Source organism: Lactiplantibacillus paraxiangfangensis (assembly GCF_036246185.1).
Lineage (GTDB): Bacteria > Bacillota > Bacilli > Lactobacillales > Lactobacillaceae > Lactiplantibacillus > Lactiplantibacillus paraxiangfangensis.
In genome coordinates, this window is sequence record NZ_BTPW01000035.1 from 1 (window position 1) to 22,769 (window position 22,769).

A 22,769-nucleotide genomic window follows, 5' to 3' on the forward strand; every position below is an offset into this window, starting at 1 on the left:
AGCTAGTGACAGTCTTACCGAATCGCCTTAACCGGAACATTAAAAAGCATTTTCTGAATCACTATTCACTGAAAGAGCGTAATGAAGTTCAGCAGATTGTCATTGATTTTAACGCCCAATATCAGTCGGTTATCCGCGAAGTCTTTCCTAAAGCTAAGATTATCGCCGACAATTTTCATTTAGTTCAAATGGGACTTCAAGCCTTGAATCAGACGCGGGTACAGTTGATGCATCACTTTTCATCAGAAACCAGAGAATATCGAATACTCAAACATCATTGGCGCTTATTCTTAATAATCATATTCAAACCTAGAAACACGTAAACCACAATGGTTTACGCATCTAAAAGACTGGTTTACTCAAGAGCAGTTAATCTTAAAGGGCTTAGAACTGGATTCAATTTTTCAACATACTTACTTTACAGCGCACGCTTTAGTGGATGCGTTAAGAACCAGAGACTATCAACGTTTCATCGAAGTCTTAAGTAGAACTGACAAAGTCAGTTCACAGCTTGAAACAACAATCAAAACCTATCGCAAGCACCTATCTTTAATCAAAAACATGATGGCAAGTACTTACTCCAACGGCCCTTTAGAGGGGGTTAATCGAAAAATAAAACAAATCAAACGGACGGCATACGGTTACCAAAATTGGTCGCACTTTTACACACGAATTCGGATTGAATTTACAATTCAGAACAAAAAAAGGAAACCAATTCGAAAATGAATTAGAAAAATCCTGCGAGAATTCTTTTCAAAATCATCAGGCCATGTATCGTTGCATGCATAAATAGCCGACAAATATACGCCATGAGTATGCTGTTTCCACGACTAATATATTCTAGATGATTCCGTCCTGCTCAAGGAAATACCAAATAACCTATTTAGAATACACAGCCATTACTTCATCAACCATTTTAGGGTAGCTAAAACTTGTATAATACCTTTTTTCTCCCTGTTCACCTAAATTCTCAATCATATCTTTTGGCATCTTCTGTAAATCTTCGAGTACATTGGCTAACGCGTTACCAGAATTAGCTTTGAATATTAACCCAGTTTTTCGATTCAAGACAATCTCGGGTAGTGCTCCCGCATCACTTGCCACAACCATCTTACCAACACTCATAGCCTCAAGTGAAACTAATCCAAATCCTTCCCATCTAGATGGAACAACAAGTACATCACCTGTTTCAATAATACTTTGTACTTGTTTTGAATTCTGCCATCCTAAAAACTTTATTGACTTTGTATTATGTTTCCTTACAATTGGATCAACTATAGAATCTCCTACAACTGTTAAGTTTAAATAGCCATCATGATTTACAGCATGCATTGCGGAAATCAATAAATCAATCCCCTTTTGCCTATCTAGCCTTCCAATAAAAACTAAATCTAATCCTCTGTGAGATTTTGTATTCAGACTTTTATTCCTAGGAGGAATAGAATTATAAATTGTAAACATTTTCTTTGGACTAATAAATTTAGCACTATTTTGTTCAAATTTTGAAATATTTATTATTCGGTTGCAGCCGGCTGATAGAATTAGTTCAATAAACTTATAAACAGCCTTTTTCCACGTACTTATTTCCCGGTTAAAAGCCCAACCATGCGAACAGTACACTATTGATTTTTTTCTGTTAGAAAATAAATACTTTAATCTCACTATCCCAGCAAAGCTACTATGGATATGGATCACATCCGGATTGATTTTGTTTATAATTGAACTAAGCCTCAATAGTTTTAACACACCAAAAGCCGAACGTTTATACTTATATTCCAATACTGTCAGCTTGTTATCCTTCATATTTAACAGTGCTGCATCCGAATTATATTCACTCACTAATAAATACACTCTTTTAACATCTTTTCGTTTAACTTGACTAGCTATTAAATTTTTCAAATATGTTGCAATCCCACCCGAAGCATATTCGGCAAAATGCAAAATGACCATCCAACCACCCATTTTAATTTATAATATATTATCTAACAATTCTCAATTAGAATAGTATAGTATACAATCAAATTAAAATAAAGCGGTATATAAAATGATTTTAATTATATTAGTTGAATTACTAATGGTTATTACCTTGATTTTTTATCACATAGCTAAAGATACTCAGGTTAGTATCTTTAGTCAGAAAAGGTTTTATCTCGTGCTGAATGCAAGTGGTCAATAGTCCGTGACTATCTCTTAGTTACCTCTAAATACCGATGTGCCATCAAATGAATCTGTTCGTTCATACGGCTATGAATTAGTGTTCTTTGTTCAATTTCAAGCAGTTCTAGTTTAGCTGCATCTGATCGTTAAAGAATAGTGTTAAAACTCTAGAATAAATACCAGTGGTCTCAAACACCGTCCTCATTGGCAGATCATTTGTAATCACAGATTTGTTGTGATTAATCTGGAACTCCTTAACCACCGTGTGTTCATGAAAAAGTGCACAGCTGCTTTTTTCTCAACTAACATCAATACTTAAAGCATGCACTTTATCACCTTCCAAATATTCTCAAGTCAATAACAGCGTAGATCCATTCATTTTCTAAGTTCGATTTTAAAGACCCACATCCTAAATATAACTATTCATTACGGGTTAATAGGCCAGTTCGATACTTGGAATTTATATTTCATTAGTGTTAACGACTTCAACCTCAATTTCTAAACACAGTAAAAGAGGTATCAAGATTGTCGACACAATCCTGGTACCTCTTTTAATAAGACGTTTGAAAAAGATCCGTTAAAGTAAGGGTCTCTATTTTCTTATTGCGTGTACTAATTTTTTGAAAATCTACTCAAAGAAAAAACTTATAATTGGCATTTATGAGTAATTGGCTAAATTCATTTAGTCATACTAAATATCAAGTGACTGATTTCCATTCTGTATAACTTGATTTTTGCCGCTATTAATAAAGGGAATATTAGTATTTCCCGAAATAATTATATTTCCACTGATAAACACTTTTTTAATTACATTACTTGGAAAATTAGATTTAACATAAATGTACTGTTGCGTTGGATTAATATTTAAAAACTCATTTCTGGTTATATAGACATATCCCATCTTATAGTTCTTCAACGGATTGTATATTCTGATATAATTCGACGGACCTGTCGCTCGTACATTCAAGAAGCGATTATTTGCAATTGTCAGATCTGATACACCATCAAAATTTATTGTCCCAACCGTATCCGTCTGTCGAGGTCGTGAATCAACAACCTCATTACCTATAAAATAGATATGATTAATTACACCAGTTCGACCATCTTGATAAGTTATATGTTCGCCAATTGGATTAGGTGCATATGTCCTTATCTTTTGTCCATCCCAAATAGGTAAAAATCGGTTATTACTTACATGTACATTATAGGTTGGCAGATCATCATACTGATCATTTTTTACATAGTACGACATTGCATATCGGTCCGCATAATCAATTTGAATTGCTTCTTTATACTCGTTATTCCGGTCACCGTTAAACCCAACAAAGCTTGACCCTTGGACTGTAATATTTCGACTACCATCTATATCCAAATTATGTCCATAGGGATTTTCACAGTTATAAAAAGTACAATTATTAAAAGAAATGTTCTGAGCATGATTCATACTCTGTGTGAATGAACTCTGTCCATTCCTACTGCTACCAGTAAACGTGGCATTGTTCCACTGGACATTATTAATACCACCGTTGTAACCCTTTCGAGGACTGGGATAGGCAAAAGCAAAAAAATGACCATTATCAATATTAAATGAAGCACCTGAAGCAAAATTCAAAATTAAATTAGAATGCAGGATAACCGCACCAGCGGTAAAACTATATGTTCCCTTAGGAAAATAAAGAGTTGTTACACCCTTAGTATGCTGATTAATAATCTGTTGCATGATTTTATTGTTACTTTTATTGGCTGGCCTCATCCCTTCAGATTGAACATTCACTTGAGTATTAGCAGAGGCTACGGTATCAATCATCAAATTATCCAATAATAAAATCCCCAAGATTAGCAAAAAGCTAATAAACAGCATCTTCACTTTTTTTAGCATATAAATCCCCCTCACTTTTAATCGTAGTCTAATTATATGCACAAACAGATTATTTTCAATAATATATTATATATTTCAAAAGTTAAAAATGGCAGCTAACCAAATATAATAAATGTAATTTCCAATCAAACTATGCTCTAAAAGATCTATTGTCGGTAATTAAGATAATTCTTGAATACCGCTATTTTTAAGCACTAACATCCTATAACAAAAAAACGTGTATAAAAATAAGTATGTCACTAGTTTAACTGCCACATTTAAAAAAGTTATAGCAGACATGGCTGAGCGCTAAATAACGTAAGCACCCAATAACTGACCGTCTTGAAATGTAAAAAAATGTGGCGTCCTCAAAAAACGAGGACGCTACATTTGCTTTTGATTTAGGCTACCTGTGTCAGCTTAGTAATCATGTTTTTATAGTTCCATGGCAAATAAGCCGCCAACTGTTCCTCATTCGCAAAAGTTGGTAGTCTTGAAATCATTTCTAATAAATACTGAACATAATCATATGGATTGATATCATTTGCTTTGGCCGATTCAATTATGCTCATCCAAATGGCGGTCGCTTTGGCACCGGCCTGGCTAGTACTGAAGAGCCAATTTTTTCGACCAATCACCAAGCTCTTCATATTGCGTTCGGCCGCATTATTGCTCAAATCAATCGCACCGTAATCTAGGATACGGTTCAGTTCAAGGCGATTATTTTGAGCATAAACAATCGCCTTGCCCAGACGTGCCTTTGGCAATACCGATGCCGTATCGATCCAGTGCCAGAACTTTTTCAAAAGTTTTCGCAGTCGGCCGCGCCGTCTACGACGTCGCATATGCGGTGAGAGATGCTGCCATTGTTGCTCAAGGGCAAACATCTGATTTAGTAGGGCTAGAGGCTCGCTCATCACAAGTTTTCCTTTAACCAATGCCGCATCATAAAACTTGCGCCGCACGTGGGCAAAACAGCCTAATCTAGTTACGCCTTCCAAATTATTGTATCCAGCGTAACCGTCGCATTGAAGCACTCCCGAGAATCCGTGATAAAGCTCTGCCGCAAAGCTACTGGCACGATTCGGGCTGTAAGCATAAATCACTAGCGGATTTATGTCATGACAGGTTGTTCGGGCCAACCACATATACGATTTGGCGGTTGGTAACTTGCCTGGCTCATGTAAAACCTCCATCGGTGTCTCGTCGCCTTGAAGGTAAGCGCGGTCGACCAATTCTTTTCGCATTAAGCTATAGAGCGGCTCAATAGCTTGACCACTTTTGATGACCCAGTTAGAGATAGTCGTTTCTGATAATTCAAGACCCATTCTCTGCCAGTCCTTCAATTGACGATATAATGGAACTCCTTGTTCGAATTTCTGATGGATGATCTCCGTAATCACCGATGCCGAGCCAAGACTATGCGGAATCAATGCTTTTGGTACTGTGGCTTGGATTAAGTGACAATACCGTCAATTGACTCACAATTGGGACATTTATATGTATTTGCGTAGATGTCTTCTAGGTAAAGCTTGGCCGGTTGAAAATGAAGCTCTTGACGGACAAACTTTGAACCCACGGAAACTAAGCGGTGTCCGTGAGGACACTGCTTATGTTCGACATCCACGATGGTCTTTTTGACTGGCAAATCAGGATTTAAGCTTGCTTGCCGCGTCTTATGACTTTTCTTCGTTGGCTGTACTTGATTTGAGATGTGGTTTTCTTGCCCAGTTTGCTCTGGTTGCGTAAAAACACTATCGTCCTCATCCAGTAGAGACAATTGATTAGGGTCAACCTGTTCCGATTTTTTTCCAAACAGTTTTTGAGTCAGATAGTCGATAATTTCGGCTTGTTCCTGTACTTTCTTGGTCAACATTGCGATTTGTTCTTGTTCTGATGTCATTAGCGCACTACACATCCTTTACTCGTTGTTTAAGAGTTTACCACATGTGAAAGTGAATACATAGACGCAGCCGCAGGCTTAGGCGGATTTATTTTATGAACGGTTGAATCCAGTGACCAACCATTAATCAGTCGTGAAAATTGTTTGTAATTCAATTTTCGAACCGCATCTTGATCGACCGGCCATTGAAGGCGTCCATCCTCAATTCTTTTATACAAAAGAAGAAAGCCGTCACCATCCCAATACAACGCTTTGAATCGATCTTTACGAGTACCGCAAAATAGATATAGCGATTGTTTGTAAGGATCCAGTCCAAATTGTTGCTGAACGACTGCTGCTAACCCATCAATACCTCGACGCAGGTCTGTTTTACCGCAAACGATATAGATCTGATGAATTTTTCCTGTATCAATGAACATGGTCAAACACCGCCTTTAATAAGGCTTCGACAATATATCCGCTAGCTTTATTGTAGATGATAACCGACTTATTTTGATCAACCCGTAGTTGGACTGCTTTGGTCGCCGTCGCCTGAGGCGCCGACGATTTGAAATTGTGTGGCATTTCAACTTTAACAATGTCATGTTTATCCATAATAATAAAAACCTCACCAAATTTATTTGATGAGGCAATCATACCTTGTTTAGTTGGCACCTGGAAGACGGTCAGTTATTAGGTGTTTACTAAATAACAACTAGTTACCAACAACAATTGCCAGAATGCCAATAAAGAGATAAAAAAATGCTGTCAATAAACCAAGAGTTAACTTGATTATCGACAACAGATATCCAGTACTTGCCCATAAGCTACTTCAACGACACTAACTTCAATATAATCTATCTCTTACCACGTGTCCCTTTATTAGTATCATATTTTAAACAAACTGCTTCCAATTTCTAAAAGCATATATTATGACACTTGTTTTTCTGTTTTTATATCATATTATTAATATATTAACCTAGCCAAATTCACTTTCAACAATTTTAAGTGCTGCCATGATAGTTTGATCCATATTATAATATCGGTATTGCCCGAGGCGACCACCAAATATTACATTTTTCGCTTGAGATTTTGCCATCTCAACATATTTGGTATATAAAGCCTTGTTCTTTTGATTGTTAATAGGGTAGTATGGATCATCCCCACGACTCCAGTCTTTCGGATATTCATGAGTAATAACTGTTTTCCCTTTGTTTCCTTTACCAAACTCAAAATGTTTGTGTTCAATAATTCGTGTATAAGGAACTTTACTGTCTGTATAATTAACAACGGCATTTCCTTGATAATTATCAATGTTTTTTACTTCTGTCTCGAAATTCAAACTCCTATATTCCAACTCACCTAATTTATAATCAAAAAACTTATCAATCATGCCTGTAAAAATTATCTTTTCACCAGAATGTAAATAATCATCCCGTCGATCAAAAAAGTCAACTCCCGTTTGAACAGTAATTAATTCATGGTTTAAAAGTTGTTTTATAATCTGAGTATACCCACCGACTGGTATTCCTTGATATGGATCATTAAAATAATTATTATCATACGTAAATCTCACAGGTAATCTGCGAATAATAAAAGATGGTAAATCAGTTGCAGATTTGCCCCATTGCTTTTCAGTGTATCCCTTTACCAGTTTTTCATAAACATCTGGTCCTATTAAAGAAATAGCTTGTTCTTCTAAATTTTTAGGTGTGCCTTTTATGTTTAAGGTCCGTTTTTGCCTATCTATTTTTTCTTTTGCCTGTTCAGGTGTAGTTACTCCCCATAATTTATTAAAAGTATTCATATTAAATGGCAAATTATATATTTCACCATTATAATTTGCAATGGGGCTATTAATATAGTTGTTGAATGTTGCAAATTGTTGTATATATTCCCAAATATTCTTCATCTTCGTATGAAAAATATGAGCACCATATACGTGTACTTGTATTCCCTCTACCTCTTTAGTATATATGTTTCCTCCAACATGATCTTTTTTTTCAATAACTCGTACCGAATAACCTCTTTTAGCAGCCTCATTTGCAAAAACTGCTCCAAACAATCCTGATCCAACAACTAAATATTTTTTCATTTTATCCTCTACTCAATTCTGTCTATAAGCTACATAATTTGGAATGAACAAACAAAGTAAAACAATAAATATATCCAATTCTGTATATTGTGCCATAGTACTCGAAAGCAATATCAAAATCATTATAGGAAATGATAAAAATCTTAAATTAATTTTCATCATGCCTTTTTTTAACATGTAAATTAATGGATATATATATGTTAAGCCTAAATATACCCCCCCATGAATAAAAACAAGGAGTAGACCATTACTAAAACCAGTCTTTTCTTCCAAGACTCTTTTTTTATTCATATATTTTATCATAGCAGTCGAATCACCAAATCCATTACCAATTATTAAATGATCTTGAAAAGCTCGGATTCCAGAAAAAAAGTCATCCATTCTTAGTGAATAAGACTCTCCTCCAACCTTGGATCCTAATAGTTTTTTCACCACAATAACTAAAATTATTATTATAACGGGAATTCCAATTTTTTTAAAAGACGACACACTATTTTGATTGCAAATATAATTAACTACGATAGTTGAAAATAATATTGCAATATTTGTCGTTGATGTGGTAGATAGAATCGCCAATCCAATTATTACATTGCCCTTTTGCAAACGTCCAGGGTGCACAAAAAAAGTATCAACCATAAAAACAAAATTCAGTATCAGTCCAAAAACTGCTGGTTCAACAAACAATCCGGAATTTCTTGCCATATTCCTTCCAAAAATACTTATATGCTGCACTTCATAGTACAAGTATTTTATTCCCGAAAACCTATGCACCCCGCCCCATTCTATTGTAATTGCACTTGGTAACGTTATGATACGGAATACAGAAGTAAGCATCCAAAAAAACAATGACACAACAGCAATGACTAAAACTACATTTCTTATTGTATTGAACAATCGAAATAGCGCATCACTTTCTGATTCAGCATATAAGTAAATAGCCAACCCTATTGGCACATACAGCAAAGTGTAAACCAAATTAAACTTTTTGTTTAGATTAATTAAAATATACGGTGCTAGGAAAGTAACATAGATTCCAATTCCTAACACAATATTCTTTAAGTTTATTCTAGGTGCTGAAAGTTTTATTAAGCCATAAACAATCCCACCCGCTTCAAAAATCAAATTAAAAACCGTAAACAACTTATAATTAACAGTACCAACTTCACGTACATATACTGAAAAGCAATTCAAGACAATGGAGATTGACCATAAATACAACCAAACATTACCTATGAATTTATTAGTCTTCATTCTTAACACTCTCTATATTTGGGTTAAACCTCATGCCCGCTACAAATCCCTTAACTAATATTCCGATACGCATTAACTTTCTATTTTTACTTCTCAATAATATTTTATTTGCTAAAACCACGTGACTTGCTACAAGTCGGATTATTCCCGTATTATGGTATTTTCGATTAATATACATCACATTCCGGATCAAGTAAAAGTAGCGCTGCAGACGTTCGGAGTCATCCGAAACTAATGTCAATCCTGCTGTTCTTTGTTTTGATTTATGCAATACGGTACTATCCTCAACAAGATAACTAACCTTCATCCGACTAAGTCTAAGGGTATATTCAGTGTCATCTCCCCAGATAAAAATATCTGCAATCGGATATCCAACATTTAAAATGTTCTTCCTGGTCGTCAATACTGATACAAAGGTGGCTTCCGTAACTTTAATTAAATCATGTTGCAGTAATTGTGTCCATCCACTTGCAACCTTAGGTAAGTTCGAAGGTGAGCCATCAATCCATCGTACATTGCTACATAAATAACCAAAATCGTCTTTTAAAAATTCAGCTCGATTAATTAGAGATTTCAAAGCATCGTCATCAGGAATAGTATCATCGTCCATTATCCAGAAATAGTCATCATGCGTGTGCTCAATACCAAATTTTAGCCCTGCATTGAATCCACCTGCCCCACCAAGATTTTCTTTTAAATTGACCACTCTTATCTGAGTGTCATCTTTTAGAGTTTTTAAATAGTTAGTAGTTCCATCAGAACTATTATTATTTACAATAATAATATGACTAAGTTCCAAAGCTTGATTCTTTAAAGACTCAATACATTCTTTAAGTAACATCAACCGATTATAAGTAACCACAACTGCTGCAACTTTTCTCATCAAATTGCCCTCTTTCCTAGTACGGCTTTACAGACTCTTCTTAATTCTTTGGCCCTTTCTGACCAACTATTTTCGAAAGTGAACAGGATTTTTTTCTTTTCCTCAGCTTTGCTCTCTTTTTTCTCCATCAATTCACTAATTTTATTTTTAAAATCTTCAGAAGTAGAGTATCGAGTTATAAGTGATCCAAACTTTGCAGTCTCACTATACTCCGATGCGATTGTTTTTTTCCCAAGCGCTAAATACTCATAAAGTTTAACAGGATTGACTGCTCTTATTAAATCGTTAATTTCAAACGGCATAATAGCAACTTCAAAACTATTTATTACTTTAGGTACATCATCATAATTCACAGCACCTAAAAATTGCACGTTCTCTGGTAAACTTTTAGTTTTACTTTTCACTATGCTACTTATTGGCCCATAAAACAGAAACTTATACTGTGGAAAATTAGTAGCAGCTTTCTCAATTGCATTAAAATCCATCCAATAATCTATCGACCCGACGTACCCGACAATATTACTCTTCTTATACTGATTTCCATATTTTATGTGATAATTATAAAATTTATCAACATCAACACCATTATTAATAACTTCAATTGGCATTCCGTAATTATATTTTTTCCTCAATTGAGATTTTAAATATTCACTGGAAACTACCACCTGATCAGCAACCCTCAGAAGCGCCATTTCCTCTTTTAAAGCTTTTTCTTTATTTTCACTCATTTCGACTTGGTCGTCCATACAATCATATACGACCGGACACCTTAGTGTTTTACTTAAATATTTCACATGATGTGGCAAAGTACAAATAATCACATCATATTTTTCTTTTGCAAATAATTCTTTGATATAACGTTTCATAATTAAGTCACTTATTTTTTCACCAATAAGTGATTCACGCTTTGGGGTAACTTTTTTTCGATAAACTGTCAGATTTCCTCTCGTTAATTTAGATTTTACATTGTTAACGGTATCTAGCTTGACATCTTTTTTTTTCCAAGGCTTAATAGACAAAAAATCAACCTTATCTTCTTGTGATAGATGTTCCACCAATTGCTGCGGCCTTTGTTTTGTCCTAAACCAATCTAACTTTGATATATATAAAATTTTCATAGCGTCCTACTTTTCATATGTTGACTTATTGCGTAATTTAACATCTAGTGTCTGATTAATCTTTGATATCACTTCACTAAAATTTTCGGTCTTATTATCATCATTTATGCATAATAATTTATGTGTTGAATTAACAATATCACTAATCACCTTGTCGGTATCCGATAAACTATATATGTGACCAATCTCAGGAGAAATTGGTGCGAAATTTCCTTGTGCAAGCCTTGTGTACCTTATTAACCAATGACTAATGTCATCACTTGTTCTAAACTTATTAGCTGATGTTTTTTCAAATTGATCAGCTGCTACTTTTCTAACGTCTCTAAACTCGGATTTTGTATATGAAACCGGCAAATGTGGATTATAGAATCCAGGAAATTTATGCCACAACATTAAGGCGAGCGTTCTGATGTTATCAATCCCGTACTTTACATTTAAGAATTTTCCCAAATTTTCTTTTAAACATTCACGCATACTATAGTCTCGATTTATTAGTTCCATATTATTATTTATAGTATTTCCGATTCCGCCTTCTTCAGGAATTATCGGGTTCAATAAACCTATGTCCCGTGGTAATCCACCTGAAAAAAAGTCTTTCTCGCTAACTACATCATTTATAAACATATCATCATTAAATAAGACAAAGTGTTCCGATAATTCTGAAATATTATCAATATTTAATTCAATAGCATTTGAATTAAATACTGGAAGATTCTCCGCTTTCAAAAAATCTTTATGATCTACAACAGAAACTTTTGATTGCTCTGTGTCCAACCAGTCTGGGCACTGCCCATCCGTAACCAAGAAAACATGATTTACCCAATCCGCATACTGATCAACTGCACGAAACCAATATTTTAAATCATCATAGTCACGATATCTTTCTTCTGCATTCAATTCTTGATTGAGATAGTTTCCGCTAAATTTATCTTTTTTTCGCATCCAATTTAAATCACTATTGTCTACCCATAACACAACAAAATCAATTTTCATATAGTCTTTTCCTCATTAAATAAATCCGTCTAAATGTTTTTGGACCTAACATACTCGCAAAGAATCCTAGTAAAACTTTTCGATTCCTAATACTCCTAATTCTCATTGATTTTCGGCATATTAATATCTGATTCCATAGTAAATTTTGATAATGCTCGTTTTTGACATCATCAGAATTTATTTGAAACCAAACATTGGAATATGCTGCAAATAGTCTTGACATTATATTTGCTTGCAAATCTGGGAAGCGTTTTAATACAATTGATTTCATCTTATTACCCATCTCGATTACATCCATTTTTTTTTCATCAAAGGGCTTATTTATAGTACTGTCACTTCTTTGTACATAAAAATAGTCCGGAATATTTAGATATGAGATGTATTCTGCCTTGCATAGTAATTCATAGGTAATAACTAAGTCTTCATATATTTTCCCATCTAAGAAAAAAGAACCACAAAAAAGTTTTTTTTCAAACATTTTCCCCCATACTTCATTATCCGGATGTTGACTTAAAACTTCAATGATTCCTTCTTTTGCGGACATTCGTTTTACTTTTTGATCATACGTATTACTTTCACCTAAAGACTCCGTATAGTTAGTCACCAAACGTTTGTTAACCATTGACACTTCAGAACCAGCTACTATCCCCTGTATCAAATGTTCCAAATATTTAGGACTTACGTAGTCGTCGCTATCTACAAAAGTTACATACGCACCAGTCGATAAACTCAACCCACGGTTTCTTGCAGCACTTTGACCACTATTGGATTGTGAAAAAATCAAGATACGTCTATCAACTTTCTCCCATTCAACTAGCTTTTTCCAAGTTTCATCAGTCGAACCATCATCAATGCAAATTAACTCGAAATTAGAATACGTTTGAGTCAACAAAGACTTTAAACAATGCTCTAAGTAACCGTCTGCATTGTAAAAAGGAATGATAACGCTAATTAGCTTATTAAACTTTTTATTTTTATCTAACAATAATTCTCTCCCACTAATAGATTATCTTAACATCTTCATCAAAGCTGATAATAGTTCTAATAACTACTTCTCAATAGTTACTATATTTATTTGGCTTTACTAGTAAACATTTTTCCAACTACTAGAAGTCATTTTGTGTGTCCAAAAGTATTCCAATCAAATGTTACTTTTAACATTGATAACTATATTTGAGTCCCATTAATAACTATGCTGATTATTCGTAATTTAAATTCTGAGCATTATCTTCTACATCTTGACCTAGTAACATTTACACAAATGATTTTAGCAAATCATTTGTTTGTCTTTATTCGGTATATTCCTTAATACTTACAGCACTTTTTAGAATTACAATTGCCATCACAAAATACATGTTCTGATTTACTAAGAAGCAAGCGTCAAAATAATGTAACATAGAAAGCAGTCCCTAAATCAACTCAAATATTTCGGCTCCATTCTACATTTTACAAAAAAATCATTCTACTAACTCAAAAAGTACATTTGCTTCTCTTGAAAGCGTTATATTTTTATTGGGATAATTAGCTGCTAATAATACAATCTTTGAACCGTTTAAATCAGCCTTTAAGTAAAGATATTGTCCCGAACTATGTGTACTTAACTTGTACCTATTAGCAGTAAATACAGACCCAAGATTATCCGCATTATTCATCGTGCGAAACAAATTATTATACTTTTTATCAAAATATTCATTACCCAGTATTTTATAACTAGCGACAATGATATCTGCCATCGACATTCTTATTGCCGGTACGCCGTTAACCAATTGATCTTCAGCAATTGGATTTTTTTGAATTAATTTTCCATTTTCTTTAAGGTGCGAATAGCCAATAACATCATTCGCCTGAACTTCTTCAGTTGAACATGTCCGAATATCCATCAAATTCAATTTAGAACTTAGCCATTCATTTAATGATTCTTCATAGCTTAGCGATGATACTTTGGTGATTAGTATCTTTTTTATGATTGAATTTACTGAAATGTATTTCAATGAAGATGGGGTACTACTGAAACTTCTTATATTGACTTTTTTATCTGTCTCTAACTTTTCAACATCACTCTTTTTGATGTAAAAATGTACTTTGTTTTTCAAAAAGTTTCCAACTTTGATGTTGGTTCCAGATAGCTTTGGCAAATATTTTTTTAATTCTTTATCTAAATTAAGTCTACGTTTTTGAGACATTCTAACTAAAATTGCATTATTCAAAAAATCTTGGTAGCTTCCTACTGCAAAACTACTGTTCAATTTAAAAATTGTTTGATTTTTTGCATTTGCATAACCACTTCCGCCTGAAAAAAGGATCCTATCTCCCTTGATTCCAACATACGCACCTTTAAATTGGTTTTTAGTAAGTTCATCTATATTAGTAATTAATTCAGAATTTTTTTTACTCTTCAGTAGAGATTTGTTATTCAAACTGCTTTTCTGAAGTAACGACATTTCTAGCGTATGATTCTGAACTATTTGCTCTGCATTGCCTTGAGACACACTACTATCACTCTCAGTATTTATACTTCTTACTCTTATAGCCAGTAATCCCGCAAAAACAATTATCAACAACAGTGAGAAAATATCAAAAACTATTCTTTTCCACGGTTTTTTCTTCATTTTTTTAACTTCTTTGCATTGATATAACCAAGCACTCTAACTTCATCATGCATCAATTGTCTAAAGAAACTAAACAACGCTCTTTTATGCGTAGTTTTAGGCTCTGTAACTAAAATAATCCCGTCTGAACGTTTACATACATTTTTAAACTCGTCATATTTTTTCACAGTTGCCGTATTAATCAAAATCAAGTCATAATTATTAGATGACTTACCAATTAGTAATTCAAACCTAGGATCATCCAACAAATAGTGAGTATCGTCCAAATCTAAACTGCCGGAAGAAATAACTGCCACATTCTGATTCAATACCTCGTTAGTGATTTCTGACGTTTTGATTGTTGAATCATTTAAGTAATCAGATAGTCCTAGTGAGTTGTTGATATGAAACACTTCCAAAAACGAATTTTGTTTAAAATCAGTATCCACAATCAGCACTTTCATATTTGCTCGTCCGTACATAATAGCGAGGTTAGCAACTATAGTACGTTGCACCAATGAACCTGATAAATTTGCAAAAGTTATAATACCCTTCCTATCTTCAATTGCGGCTAAACTACCGTTAATTCGTCTAATTGTTTCTTTTATTTCTTTTACGTTATTCAATGTTTTATATGCTCCTACTTCGTAGCTTCTGAAATTTTAATTGTACCCAATTTTTTTGCATTAAGAACTATAGAAATAAAATCATCTTCAGTTGTCTTTCCGACAAAAAGGAATCTAAAAACACAGATTATAGTACTCAGTATAAAAGATCCAACAAAGCCGTAAATAAACCACTTTATAACTCTTGATTTTACACTTTGTTGTTTAGCATCTGTTGCATTCGACACAACAGTTATATTTGAACCAGATAAATACTTTCCAATACTAGAAACAAGAATTTCAATTGACTTATTTGTTAAAAATTTTGAAAACTGCTTATCTTCACTGATAGCATTTAAAGTAAAAAAGGGAGTGCTACCATTATTTCCTGATGTAATCTGTACAGAATAGTCCGTATTATGGGAATAATTTTTCCACGTGCTCTTTTTGACTTCATTATTTAATGAATTCTTAAATCTTTTTGAAAGTACAAATTGCTGATACGATGAAATCAGGCCGTAATTACTATCACTTTGAACTAATTCACCAGAAGAACTATACGTATTGTCTTTCAGTGTAACGCTCACGTATGACATCCCGATACCTATCAGAACACTCAATAAAATCACACGTAGTATATATTTTTTTGCCAAATGCACTAACAATTGACCACTCACTTCAAAATTCATGTTATCCTCCTCAAAGAACATAAAAAAAACAATAAAAAGCAATAAAAAAAACAACAGTTTCTATACATAGTACAAAATCTTTAGAAAAAGTGCAAACTCAGATTAACAATTGCCAGTGTCACTCTTTTCTTAGACCGTATAGTATTTAGTAACAATATAATGGATCAACGTTGACAACATACCCTAGACTTCAACAAATCTACATCACATACAATTACTTGATGCCCTATTCCTCCAAAAAATGGGCAATGCTTACTATGCAAGTCATCATCCATTATAAAACAGAAAAATTTTAGTGCCTTTTAGCTAAAATTATCAATGCACGTAATCGCATTGTAATTGCAACACTCAACAAACCCAATCACAAAAAGTCTCACTTGCATTTGTCCACCTAAGACCTTGTGGAGATGGTTGTTTATCCATTTTCTTTAGGGGGAGCTCTTACAAATTAAACTATTAGTATCTCCGCCAATACTCTTTACTTCTCGATAGCCACCGTATTCTGTGACTCGATCATATATTCATTTCCGTATAACAGTAATCCAGTAAGTTTATCATACCCCGTATGACAGAACAGACAGATTCTTTATTAAATCCGTTCAGCTAATATCTGTGCTTATGCATTACGCTTGATTTTACATAACATTGCTCCCAGTAGCAGGTGTTCGTGATCTTTTTGAGTCAGACTATGAGGCCTCTTTTTGATCACTCATTTCATTTTTGAATTTACCGTCCAAACATTTTGATGAGTACTGATTTTTAAGTTTAAATTCAAAAGTACGAATATATGATACAATCATTGTACTTGCAAATTTTATACAATTACTTTAATTATACTCAGTGGGGTCACAGAATGAAACTCGTCAAAAATTATCTTTACAACGTTGGATACAATGTTTTAATTCTATTAACACCGTTAATCACGGTACCTTATATATCCAGGGTTCTAGGGCCTACTGGTGTTGGAATTAATGCAACTACAAACTCCGTAATTACTTATTTTTTATTGGCTGGAACAGTGGGTGTCACCATCTATGGAAACCGAGAAATAGCTTTTATACGTGAGAATAAATCCCAAAGATCTCAGACTTTTTGGGAGATAGAACTGTTGCAATTAATAACTATTACTTTATCATACTTATCATTTTGCATATTTTTATATTTTCAGAAAAGCTTCAGAATATACTTTTTTTATCAATCCTTTTATATTATTGCAGGTGCATTTGATATTTCATGGTTTTTTATGGGATTAGAAGACTTCAAAAAAACTGTATTGCGGAACATGCTTATAAAAATAATTTCCTTATGTTCCATTTTTTTATTTGTAAAAAATCATGATGATGTTGGAATATATATATTAATATTATCTATATCTCAGCTTCTGGGGAACCTCACCTTATGGTCGTACCTACCAAGCCTCGTATATAAACCAGATTTTAAGCGACTTAGCATATTCAGGCATCTCAGGCCATCACTCGCACTATTTGTACCACAGGTGGCTATTACAATCTATTTAGCACTCAACAAAACAATGTTATGGAAATTGGATAATGTAACTGCATCAGGATTCTATGATTATTCTGACAAGTTAATAAAAATCGTCCTTGCAATTGTTACTTCAACAGGTACTGTCATGCTACCACACATTGCCAACCTTTATGCAAAAAATAAAATGACTCAAGTGAAAAATTATTTGTATACTTCTTGTGACTTTGTTTTATCTATTTCTGTACCAATGACGTTTGGAATCTCAGCAATTGCTACTGCTTTGGCACCTTGGTTTTTTGGCCAGCAATTTTCATCAGTAAACGTTTTACTGATGATTGAAGCACCCGTTATAATATTAATCGGCATTAGTAACGTTATTGGTCAGCAATTCTTATTACCCACCAAGCATACTAAAACATATACTACTTCAGTTATTTTCGGCGCTATTATCAATGTAATTATAAACATCCCGCTAATACTGAAATTTGGTGTTCAGGGAGCAATGGTTGCTACCGTTATTTCTGAACTAACAGTTACTGTTTACCAGCTCTCCAAGGTTAGAAGAGTTCTTCCATTTAGTCTTTTATTCAAAAACATGTGGATTTACTTATTAGCAGGTTTATTTATGTTTATACCTGTCTTTTACTTAAACATAAATATGAAAATCACCGTTATAAATCTTGCTCTCCAAATCATCGAGGGATTGTTGATATACGTTGGCATATTATTAATATTACAACCCACGCTTTTCGACTCCTTACTTTTTCTTAAGGATCGGTCAAAAAATTAGCAATGTAAGCATACTCTTCCTTAAGTAACACGGCTGATTCATGGAAAACAAAAACCGATTATGCCTATCCACACTAAATTATTGTAGTACTCTAAAGTCAATATCTTTTACTTCATCTAGCCTTATCAAGTAACCTTAGCGGATTAATTGATAAGGCTTTTTTACATAGATTTGATGATAACTGTTTAATTCGAGCTTGACATCTAATATACAATTTATTCATGATTCGTTTGACCCTCAAAAACTTCATGCAATCATCTTTGTCATAGTTATCATCTTAGTCTTGAGGAAATATCCCAAACGGACCTGGTACCGTTCTGTAGCTTCACTACAAGAGTACTTATCGTAGCGTAATATATTCAACTACTTGAATCCGTTCTTCCAAAGTAGTCTTTCAAGTCATGGTAGTGATCCGCCTTCTTTATGGTAAGCCTGTCACAATCTTGTATCTATTATCACTAGAGACCTCACCGAATTCAAATCTATGGACAACACAAAATTTATATAAGCAATTTTGTAAGGGATCTGAAAACTCATTTATATTTTCAATTCTCGGTTCGAAGTCTTGAGAAGACCAGCGTAAAGGCCAGAATCGTTAATATGGTATTAATCATCCCAAAAGTTCGACTTAAGTGACAGTAACACAAAATGGACGTAAGCCAAAATTTGGCTTACGTCCATTTTCAATTATCAGAAACTAGTGTTGTCCCACTCCGCTTGACTAGCGGTTTAAAGAAGGCTATTAGTCTCTATACACAGCATTCAATTTAAAAATTTATATTACCAGCATTCTATTAAAGCAAAAAAGCTATCCAATTCCAAAGAATCCACGCATAAACAACGCTGCGCACGCTGCTCCAACAAATGGTGCAATCCCAGGAACAAGCACACCGTATTGCCAGTCGCTATCAGCCTTATTCTTAATAGGTAAAATAGCATGTGCAATCCGTGGCCCCATGTCCCGTGCAAGGTTCATGGCGAATCCGGTTGGACCACCAAGTCCCATACCGATTGCCCAAACTAACAGACCAACACCAATCGGAACAATCCCCGGCGTCTTCACTTGAGAAATAGCTAAAATGCCAGAAATAAAAATAAACGTATCAAAAAATTCGACGAAGAAATTCCGAGGTAAGTTCCGAACAGCTGGTGCGGTAGAGAAAATGTTACGAATCGTAATTGGAGAAATTTCATCAGCGGAAGCGGCAAAATGATCAGCATACATAATCCAAACGATTACGGCACCGACAACCCCACCTAAAACTTCTGCAATTGAATACGGAATAAAGTAAGCCCATTTAATATTACCTAAAATACACTGAGCCAAAACCATGGCGGGGTTAATGGAGACGTCACCAAAGATAAATAACGCAATAGTAATCCCAAAACCCCAAGTTGTAATTGCAAAGATGTGACCGGAACCACGGTACTTAGTTCCCTTTAAAACCTCACTACAATGTACACCAACACCAAAAATAATCATCAAAGCGGTTCCCATGAACTCTGCCAGAAGCTGATGAATCAAAATATTTCTCCTCCTGTGGCGCTCGTGACGCCGTTTTATTTTTAAGTAGGTTCGTTAAACTAGCTTTTCAGAAAGTAACAACCCTTTTTTCACACGAAGACCATTATACACAAAAAAAGAACCACATAGGGTTCTAATTATAAAATTATTCAGTTTTACGCCAATTAACAGTCTTTTCCGGTCACTTGACTCACCTAAATAAGCGTTACTTGCGGAAATACTTGATTCGTCTTCGCAACCGCCGCATAACCCGGGGTGATTTCGGCTCAATGGTCTTTTCAAACCATTCTTGAACCGTCGCATTGACTACCCCACCAAACATCAGCAATATGCCAGAGAAGTTTAACCAGAACATCAATACGATCAAGCTTCCAATCGTTTGGTACGAAGTTACTCGCCGTGCAAATAGCTCAACGTAGATTCGGAACCCTTGGGAAATGACAATCCACCCGATCGTCGTTACTAGCGCGCCTGGCCAAACATATCTCAACTTAACTTTTGCATTGGGGACAAAATAATATAGTAACATGGCCACCGTAAACATCCCGACAAACGTAATCAAGTTTTTATTAGCCAATAATTGACTCCACCAACTCGGAATAAAGGCTTCCGAAGTATGGGTCATCTGTAAAATTGCATCCATGATTACTTGGCTTAAAGTAAAGAACACCGATAAACCGACGATTAAAACCAACAAACCCAACGTGAGAACAAATGCCATCAAACGGGTCACAATCGCCCCTTGCGCATTTTTTACCCCGTAGGCTTCATTCAAGCTTCGACGAATGGCTGCAATGATCTGGGAAGCTGACCAGATTGTCACAACAATCCCAATTGAAAGACTTCCGCTACCCCCACTCGACAGGAAGGAAACTAAAATGGGCTTAAATGTTTGGTAAATATTACTGGGAATAAACTCCTGAGCGTACGCCAAAATCTGGCCCGTTTTCAAATTGAAACGGGCCACAATGTTACCAGCAATTAAAATGATGGGTGCAATCGACATCAAAGCATAGTAAGCCAGAATAATTGCATTGTTCGTCACATTAGCCTGCTTAAACCGTCTGATGATGATCTCTAACCACTTCATCGTTTTAGGAAAACGCGTTTTTAAGTTCATTTATTAATCTCCAGTGACTACCTTAATGCTTAACATTATACCTTTAATTTAAAATCTAAACATCTTTACATTTGTACCTTAAATAACCGTTATAATCAAAATGAGTGTGGTAAGCTATCAGTATAAACCGGATACTAGGAGATTATTAATTAATGAAAATGATGAGTCTAATTGTTCCCTGCTATAATGAGGAACCTACTGTACCGATTTTTTTTGATGCCGTCGAGAAAGTCTTTGCTAATAACCCGGATGCTTTCAAGGATGTTCAACATGAATATCTCTTCATTAACGATGGCTCAAGCGATGCAACCTTGACAGAATTTCGCAAGCTACATACTGCTCATCCCAAACTAGTCCATTACCTGTCATTTTCACGTAATTTTGGAAAAGAGGCAGGCTTAGCTGCAGGACTACAACATGCTAAGGGCGATTATGTCGCCGTCATGGACGTTGATCTTCAAGACCCCCCTGAGTTACTACCCCAAATGCTTTCACTACTTGAAAGTGGTGATTACGATTGTGTCGGTACCATGCGCGAAGATCGCAAAAGTGAACCCGCTATCCGTTCATTCCTCTCAAGATCATTTTATACGGTCATTAATAAGGTCTCGAAAGTCCAAATCATCCCTAACGCACGTGATTATCGTCTGATGACCCGTCAAATGGTTGATGCCATCTTAGAGTTGCCAGAATATAATCGTTTCTCGAAAGGAATTTTCAACTGGGTTGGTTTTCGAACGACATACTTAAAATTCAAAAATGCCCCCCGGGCTGCCGGAGAAACTCACTGGTCGTTCTGGCAATTATTTAACTACTCGATTGAAGCTATCGTTGATTTCTCCGATGTTCCGCTAAAAATCGCCACATTTACCGGTGGCCTGTTCGCCTTTCTCTCAATTATCGGTATGATTATTGTTATTGCTAGAAAGCTACTACTTGGCAACAGTGTTAGTGGTTGGGCTTCAGTCGTTACAATTATGTTATTCATAGGGGGAATTCAACTGTTTTGCCTAGGAATTATCGGTAACTACATTGGTAAAATCTACTTAGAAACCAAACACCGGCCTCAATACATCATTCAGGAACAAAACTAAAGATACTAGGCTTAGAGGCATAAGAGTTATCCGCTGGGATGATCTTATACCTCTATTACTTTATAGTGGTAGTAAAAGCAGGTCGCTTCACTGATTTTAATTAATGTGTTCAAAGTATTTACGCTCTAGAAAACGAGTTTTGAAAACTAGCTTATTAAAACTGACATGGAGACTTCAGAAAGAAAGGTATTGTGATATCGGATGATTGTGCGCGTCCATTACCGGATATTGAAGTTGTCAGCCCCTTAGACTGGTTATTAAAAACTATAATTTATCTAGGCGAACGTTTTGAAATGATGACCGAGTTTTTTGATGCCATTTTCGATGAATTCATAAAGTATTACCAAGCAACCTGCCCCGGCTATTTGGTAATACTCAATAAATCTGAAAATACCAGTATTTGATTTTGCAGGTCTTTTGTATCAAGACGTGTGGTCTATTTCTGTACTTTCAGCCTTTAGAACAAAAGTAAAAGAACATCCAAATAGCCCGCCGCTTTGGGCTATTGTACTAGTCCCTGTCAAGTTGACAGGTGAAATAATATAATTTTCGAGTTCTGTCTAAGCGGCTTTGCCGCGGTATTCTACCGCGGTGAAGCCGCTTCTTTGTGTTGTCCGGTCAATGTAATTGAAG

General features: G+C 34.9%; 21 protein-coding genes. 4 read left to right on the forward strand and 17 right to left on the reverse strand.

What is annotated here, in order from left to right:
• Nucleotides 1-323, forward strand: a 323-nt coding sequence (locus AAA939_RS13865; RefSeq protein WP_338230995.1) for a transposase, incomplete at its 5' end; no start/stop codon positions are given.
• A gap of 49 nt (nucleotides 324-372) precedes the next feature.
• Nucleotides 373-726 carry a transposase gene (locus tag AAA939_RS15260; protein ID WP_420915234.1) on the forward strand — a complete coding sequence of 118 codons (354 nt, stop codon included), beginning with the start codon at nucleotides 373-375 and terminating at the stop codon, nucleotides 724-726.
• A gap of 153 nt (nucleotides 727-879) precedes the next feature.
• Here the strand turns inward: AAA939_RS15260 and AAA939_RS13870 are convergent, their stop codons facing one another.
• The 15 genes from AAA939_RS13870 to AAA939_RS13940 form a co-directional block, all read right to left on the reverse strand.
• Entirely contained in the window at nucleotides 880-1,941 is a 1,062-nt protein-coding gene (locus AAA939_RS13870) for a glycosyltransferase family 4 protein (protein ID WP_338230996.1), read from the reverse strand.
• A gap of 907 nt (nucleotides 1,942-2,848) precedes the next feature.
• Entirely contained in the window at nucleotides 2,849-4,036 is a 1,188-nt protein-coding gene (locus AAA939_RS13875; RefSeq protein WP_338210086.1) for a glycoside hydrolase family protein, read from the reverse strand.
• Nucleotides 4,037-4,416: 380 nt separating this feature from the next.
• Nucleotides 4,417-5,418, reverse strand: a complete 1,002-nt coding sequence (gene tnpC, locus AAA939_RS13880) for an IS66 family transposase (RefSeq protein ID WP_338210089.1) — start codon at nucleotides 5,416-5,418, stop codon at nucleotides 4,417-4,419.
• A gap of 53 nt (nucleotides 5,419-5,471) precedes the next feature.
• Nucleotides 5,472-5,918, reverse strand: coding sequence for an IS66 family transposase (locus AAA939_RS13885; RefSeq protein ID WP_338210091.1), 447 nt, complete (start codon nucleotides 5,916-5,918; stop codon nucleotides 5,472-5,474).
• Between the two features lie 29 nt (nucleotides 5,919-5,947).
• Complete coding sequence (gene tnpB, locus AAA939_RS13890) at nucleotides 5,948-6,337, reverse strand: IS66 family insertion sequence element accessory protein TnpB (RefSeq protein ID WP_338210093.1); 390 nt, start codon at nucleotides 6,335-6,337, stop codon at nucleotides 5,948-5,950.
• Nucleotides 6,327-6,512 (reverse strand): hypothetical protein, encoded by a 186-nt coding sequence (locus AAA939_RS13895; RefSeq protein WP_338210095.1) that lies wholly within the window; start codon nucleotides 6,510-6,512, stop codon nucleotides 6,327-6,329. Before AAA939_RS13895 ends, tnpB begins: the two co-directional genes overlap by 11 nt.
• Before the next feature lie 364 nt (nucleotides 6,513-6,876).
• On the reverse strand, nucleotides 6,877-7,992 hold the full coding sequence (gene glf / locus AAA939_RS13900; protein ID WP_338210096.1) for a UDP-galactopyranose mutase: 1,116 nt from the start codon (nucleotides 7,990-7,992) through the stop codon (nucleotides 6,877-6,879).
• Between the two features lie 12 nt (nucleotides 7,993-8,004).
• Nucleotides 8,005-9,243: a hypothetical protein gene (locus AAA939_RS13905; RefSeq protein WP_338210098.1), complete on the reverse strand. Its 1,239-nt coding sequence runs from the start codon at nucleotides 9,241-9,243 to the stop codon at nucleotides 8,005-8,007.
• Nucleotides 9,233-10,126 (reverse strand): glycosyltransferase, encoded by an 894-nt coding sequence (locus AAA939_RS13910; RefSeq protein ID WP_338210100.1) that lies wholly within the window; start codon nucleotides 10,124-10,126, stop codon nucleotides 9,233-9,235. The genes AAA939_RS13905 and AAA939_RS13910 overlap by 11 nt, the downstream gene beginning before the upstream one ends.
• Nucleotides 10,126-11,244 carry a glycosyltransferase gene (locus AAA939_RS13915; RefSeq protein ID WP_338210102.1) on the reverse strand — a complete coding sequence of 373 codons (1,119 nt, stop codon included), beginning with the start codon at nucleotides 11,242-11,244 and terminating at the stop codon, nucleotides 10,126-10,128. Before AAA939_RS13915 ends, AAA939_RS13910 begins: the two co-directional genes overlap by 1 nt.
• 6 nt (nucleotides 11,245-11,250) lie before the next feature.
• The gene (locus tag AAA939_RS13920; protein WP_338210103.1) at nucleotides 11,251-12,237 is read right to left on the reverse strand and encodes a Stealth CR1 domain-containing protein; all 987 of its coding nucleotides are present in this window, start codon (nucleotides 12,235-12,237) and stop codon (nucleotides 11,251-11,253) included.
• Nucleotides 12,227-13,222, reverse strand: a complete 996-nt coding sequence (locus AAA939_RS13925) for a glycosyltransferase family 2 protein (protein WP_338210104.1) — start codon at nucleotides 13,220-13,222, stop codon at nucleotides 12,227-12,229. Before AAA939_RS13925 ends, AAA939_RS13920 begins: the two co-directional genes overlap by 11 nt.
• Before the next feature lie 472 nt (nucleotides 13,223-13,694).
• Nucleotides 13,695-14,846 (reverse strand): serine hydrolase domain-containing protein, encoded by a 1,152-nt coding sequence (locus AAA939_RS13930; protein ID WP_338210105.1) that lies wholly within the window; start codon nucleotides 14,844-14,846, stop codon nucleotides 13,695-13,697.
• On the reverse strand, nucleotides 14,843-15,451 hold the full coding sequence (locus AAA939_RS13935; protein ID WP_338210106.1) for a tyrosine-protein kinase family protein: 609 nt from the start codon (nucleotides 15,449-15,451) through the stop codon (nucleotides 14,843-14,845). The genes AAA939_RS13930 and AAA939_RS13935 overlap by 4 nt, the downstream gene beginning before the upstream one ends.
• Before the next feature lie 14 nt (nucleotides 15,452-15,465).
• Nucleotides 15,466-16,119: a YveK family protein gene (locus AAA939_RS13940; RefSeq protein ID WP_338210108.1), complete on the reverse strand. Its 654-nt coding sequence runs from the start codon at nucleotides 16,117-16,119 to the stop codon at nucleotides 15,466-15,468.
• Nucleotides 16,120-16,972: 853 nt separating this feature from the next.
• On the opposite strand from AAA939_RS13940, the gene AAA939_RS13945 reads away from it, so the two are divergent.
• Nucleotides 16,973-18,397 carry an oligosaccharide flippase family protein gene (locus AAA939_RS13945; protein ID WP_338210110.1) on the forward strand — a complete coding sequence of 475 codons (1,425 nt, stop codon included), beginning with the start codon at nucleotides 16,973-16,975 and terminating at the stop codon, nucleotides 18,395-18,397.
• An 808-nt stretch (nucleotides 18,398-19,205) separates the two neighbouring features.
• Here the strand turns inward: AAA939_RS13945 and larD are convergent.
• Both larD and AAA939_RS13955 read right to left on the reverse strand, forming a co-directional pair.
• Nucleotides 19,206-19,922, reverse strand: coding sequence for a D/L-lactic acid transporter LarD (gene larD, locus AAA939_RS13950; RefSeq protein ID WP_338210111.1), 717 nt, complete (start codon nucleotides 19,920-19,922; stop codon nucleotides 19,206-19,208).
• A 205-nt stretch (nucleotides 19,923-20,127) separates the two neighbouring features.
• Nucleotides 20,128-21,042, reverse strand: a complete 915-nt coding sequence (locus AAA939_RS13955; protein ID WP_338210112.1) for a YihY/virulence factor BrkB family protein — start codon at nucleotides 21,040-21,042, stop codon at nucleotides 20,128-20,130.
• Nucleotides 21,043-21,194: 152 nt separating this feature from the next.
• On the opposite strand from AAA939_RS13955, the gene AAA939_RS13960 reads away from it, so the two are divergent.
• Nucleotides 21,195-22,136, forward strand: a complete 942-nt coding sequence (locus AAA939_RS13960) for a glycosyltransferase family 2 protein (RefSeq protein WP_338210113.1) — start codon at nucleotides 21,195-21,197, stop codon at nucleotides 22,134-22,136.
• Nucleotides 22,137-22,769: the final 633 nt, after the last annotated feature.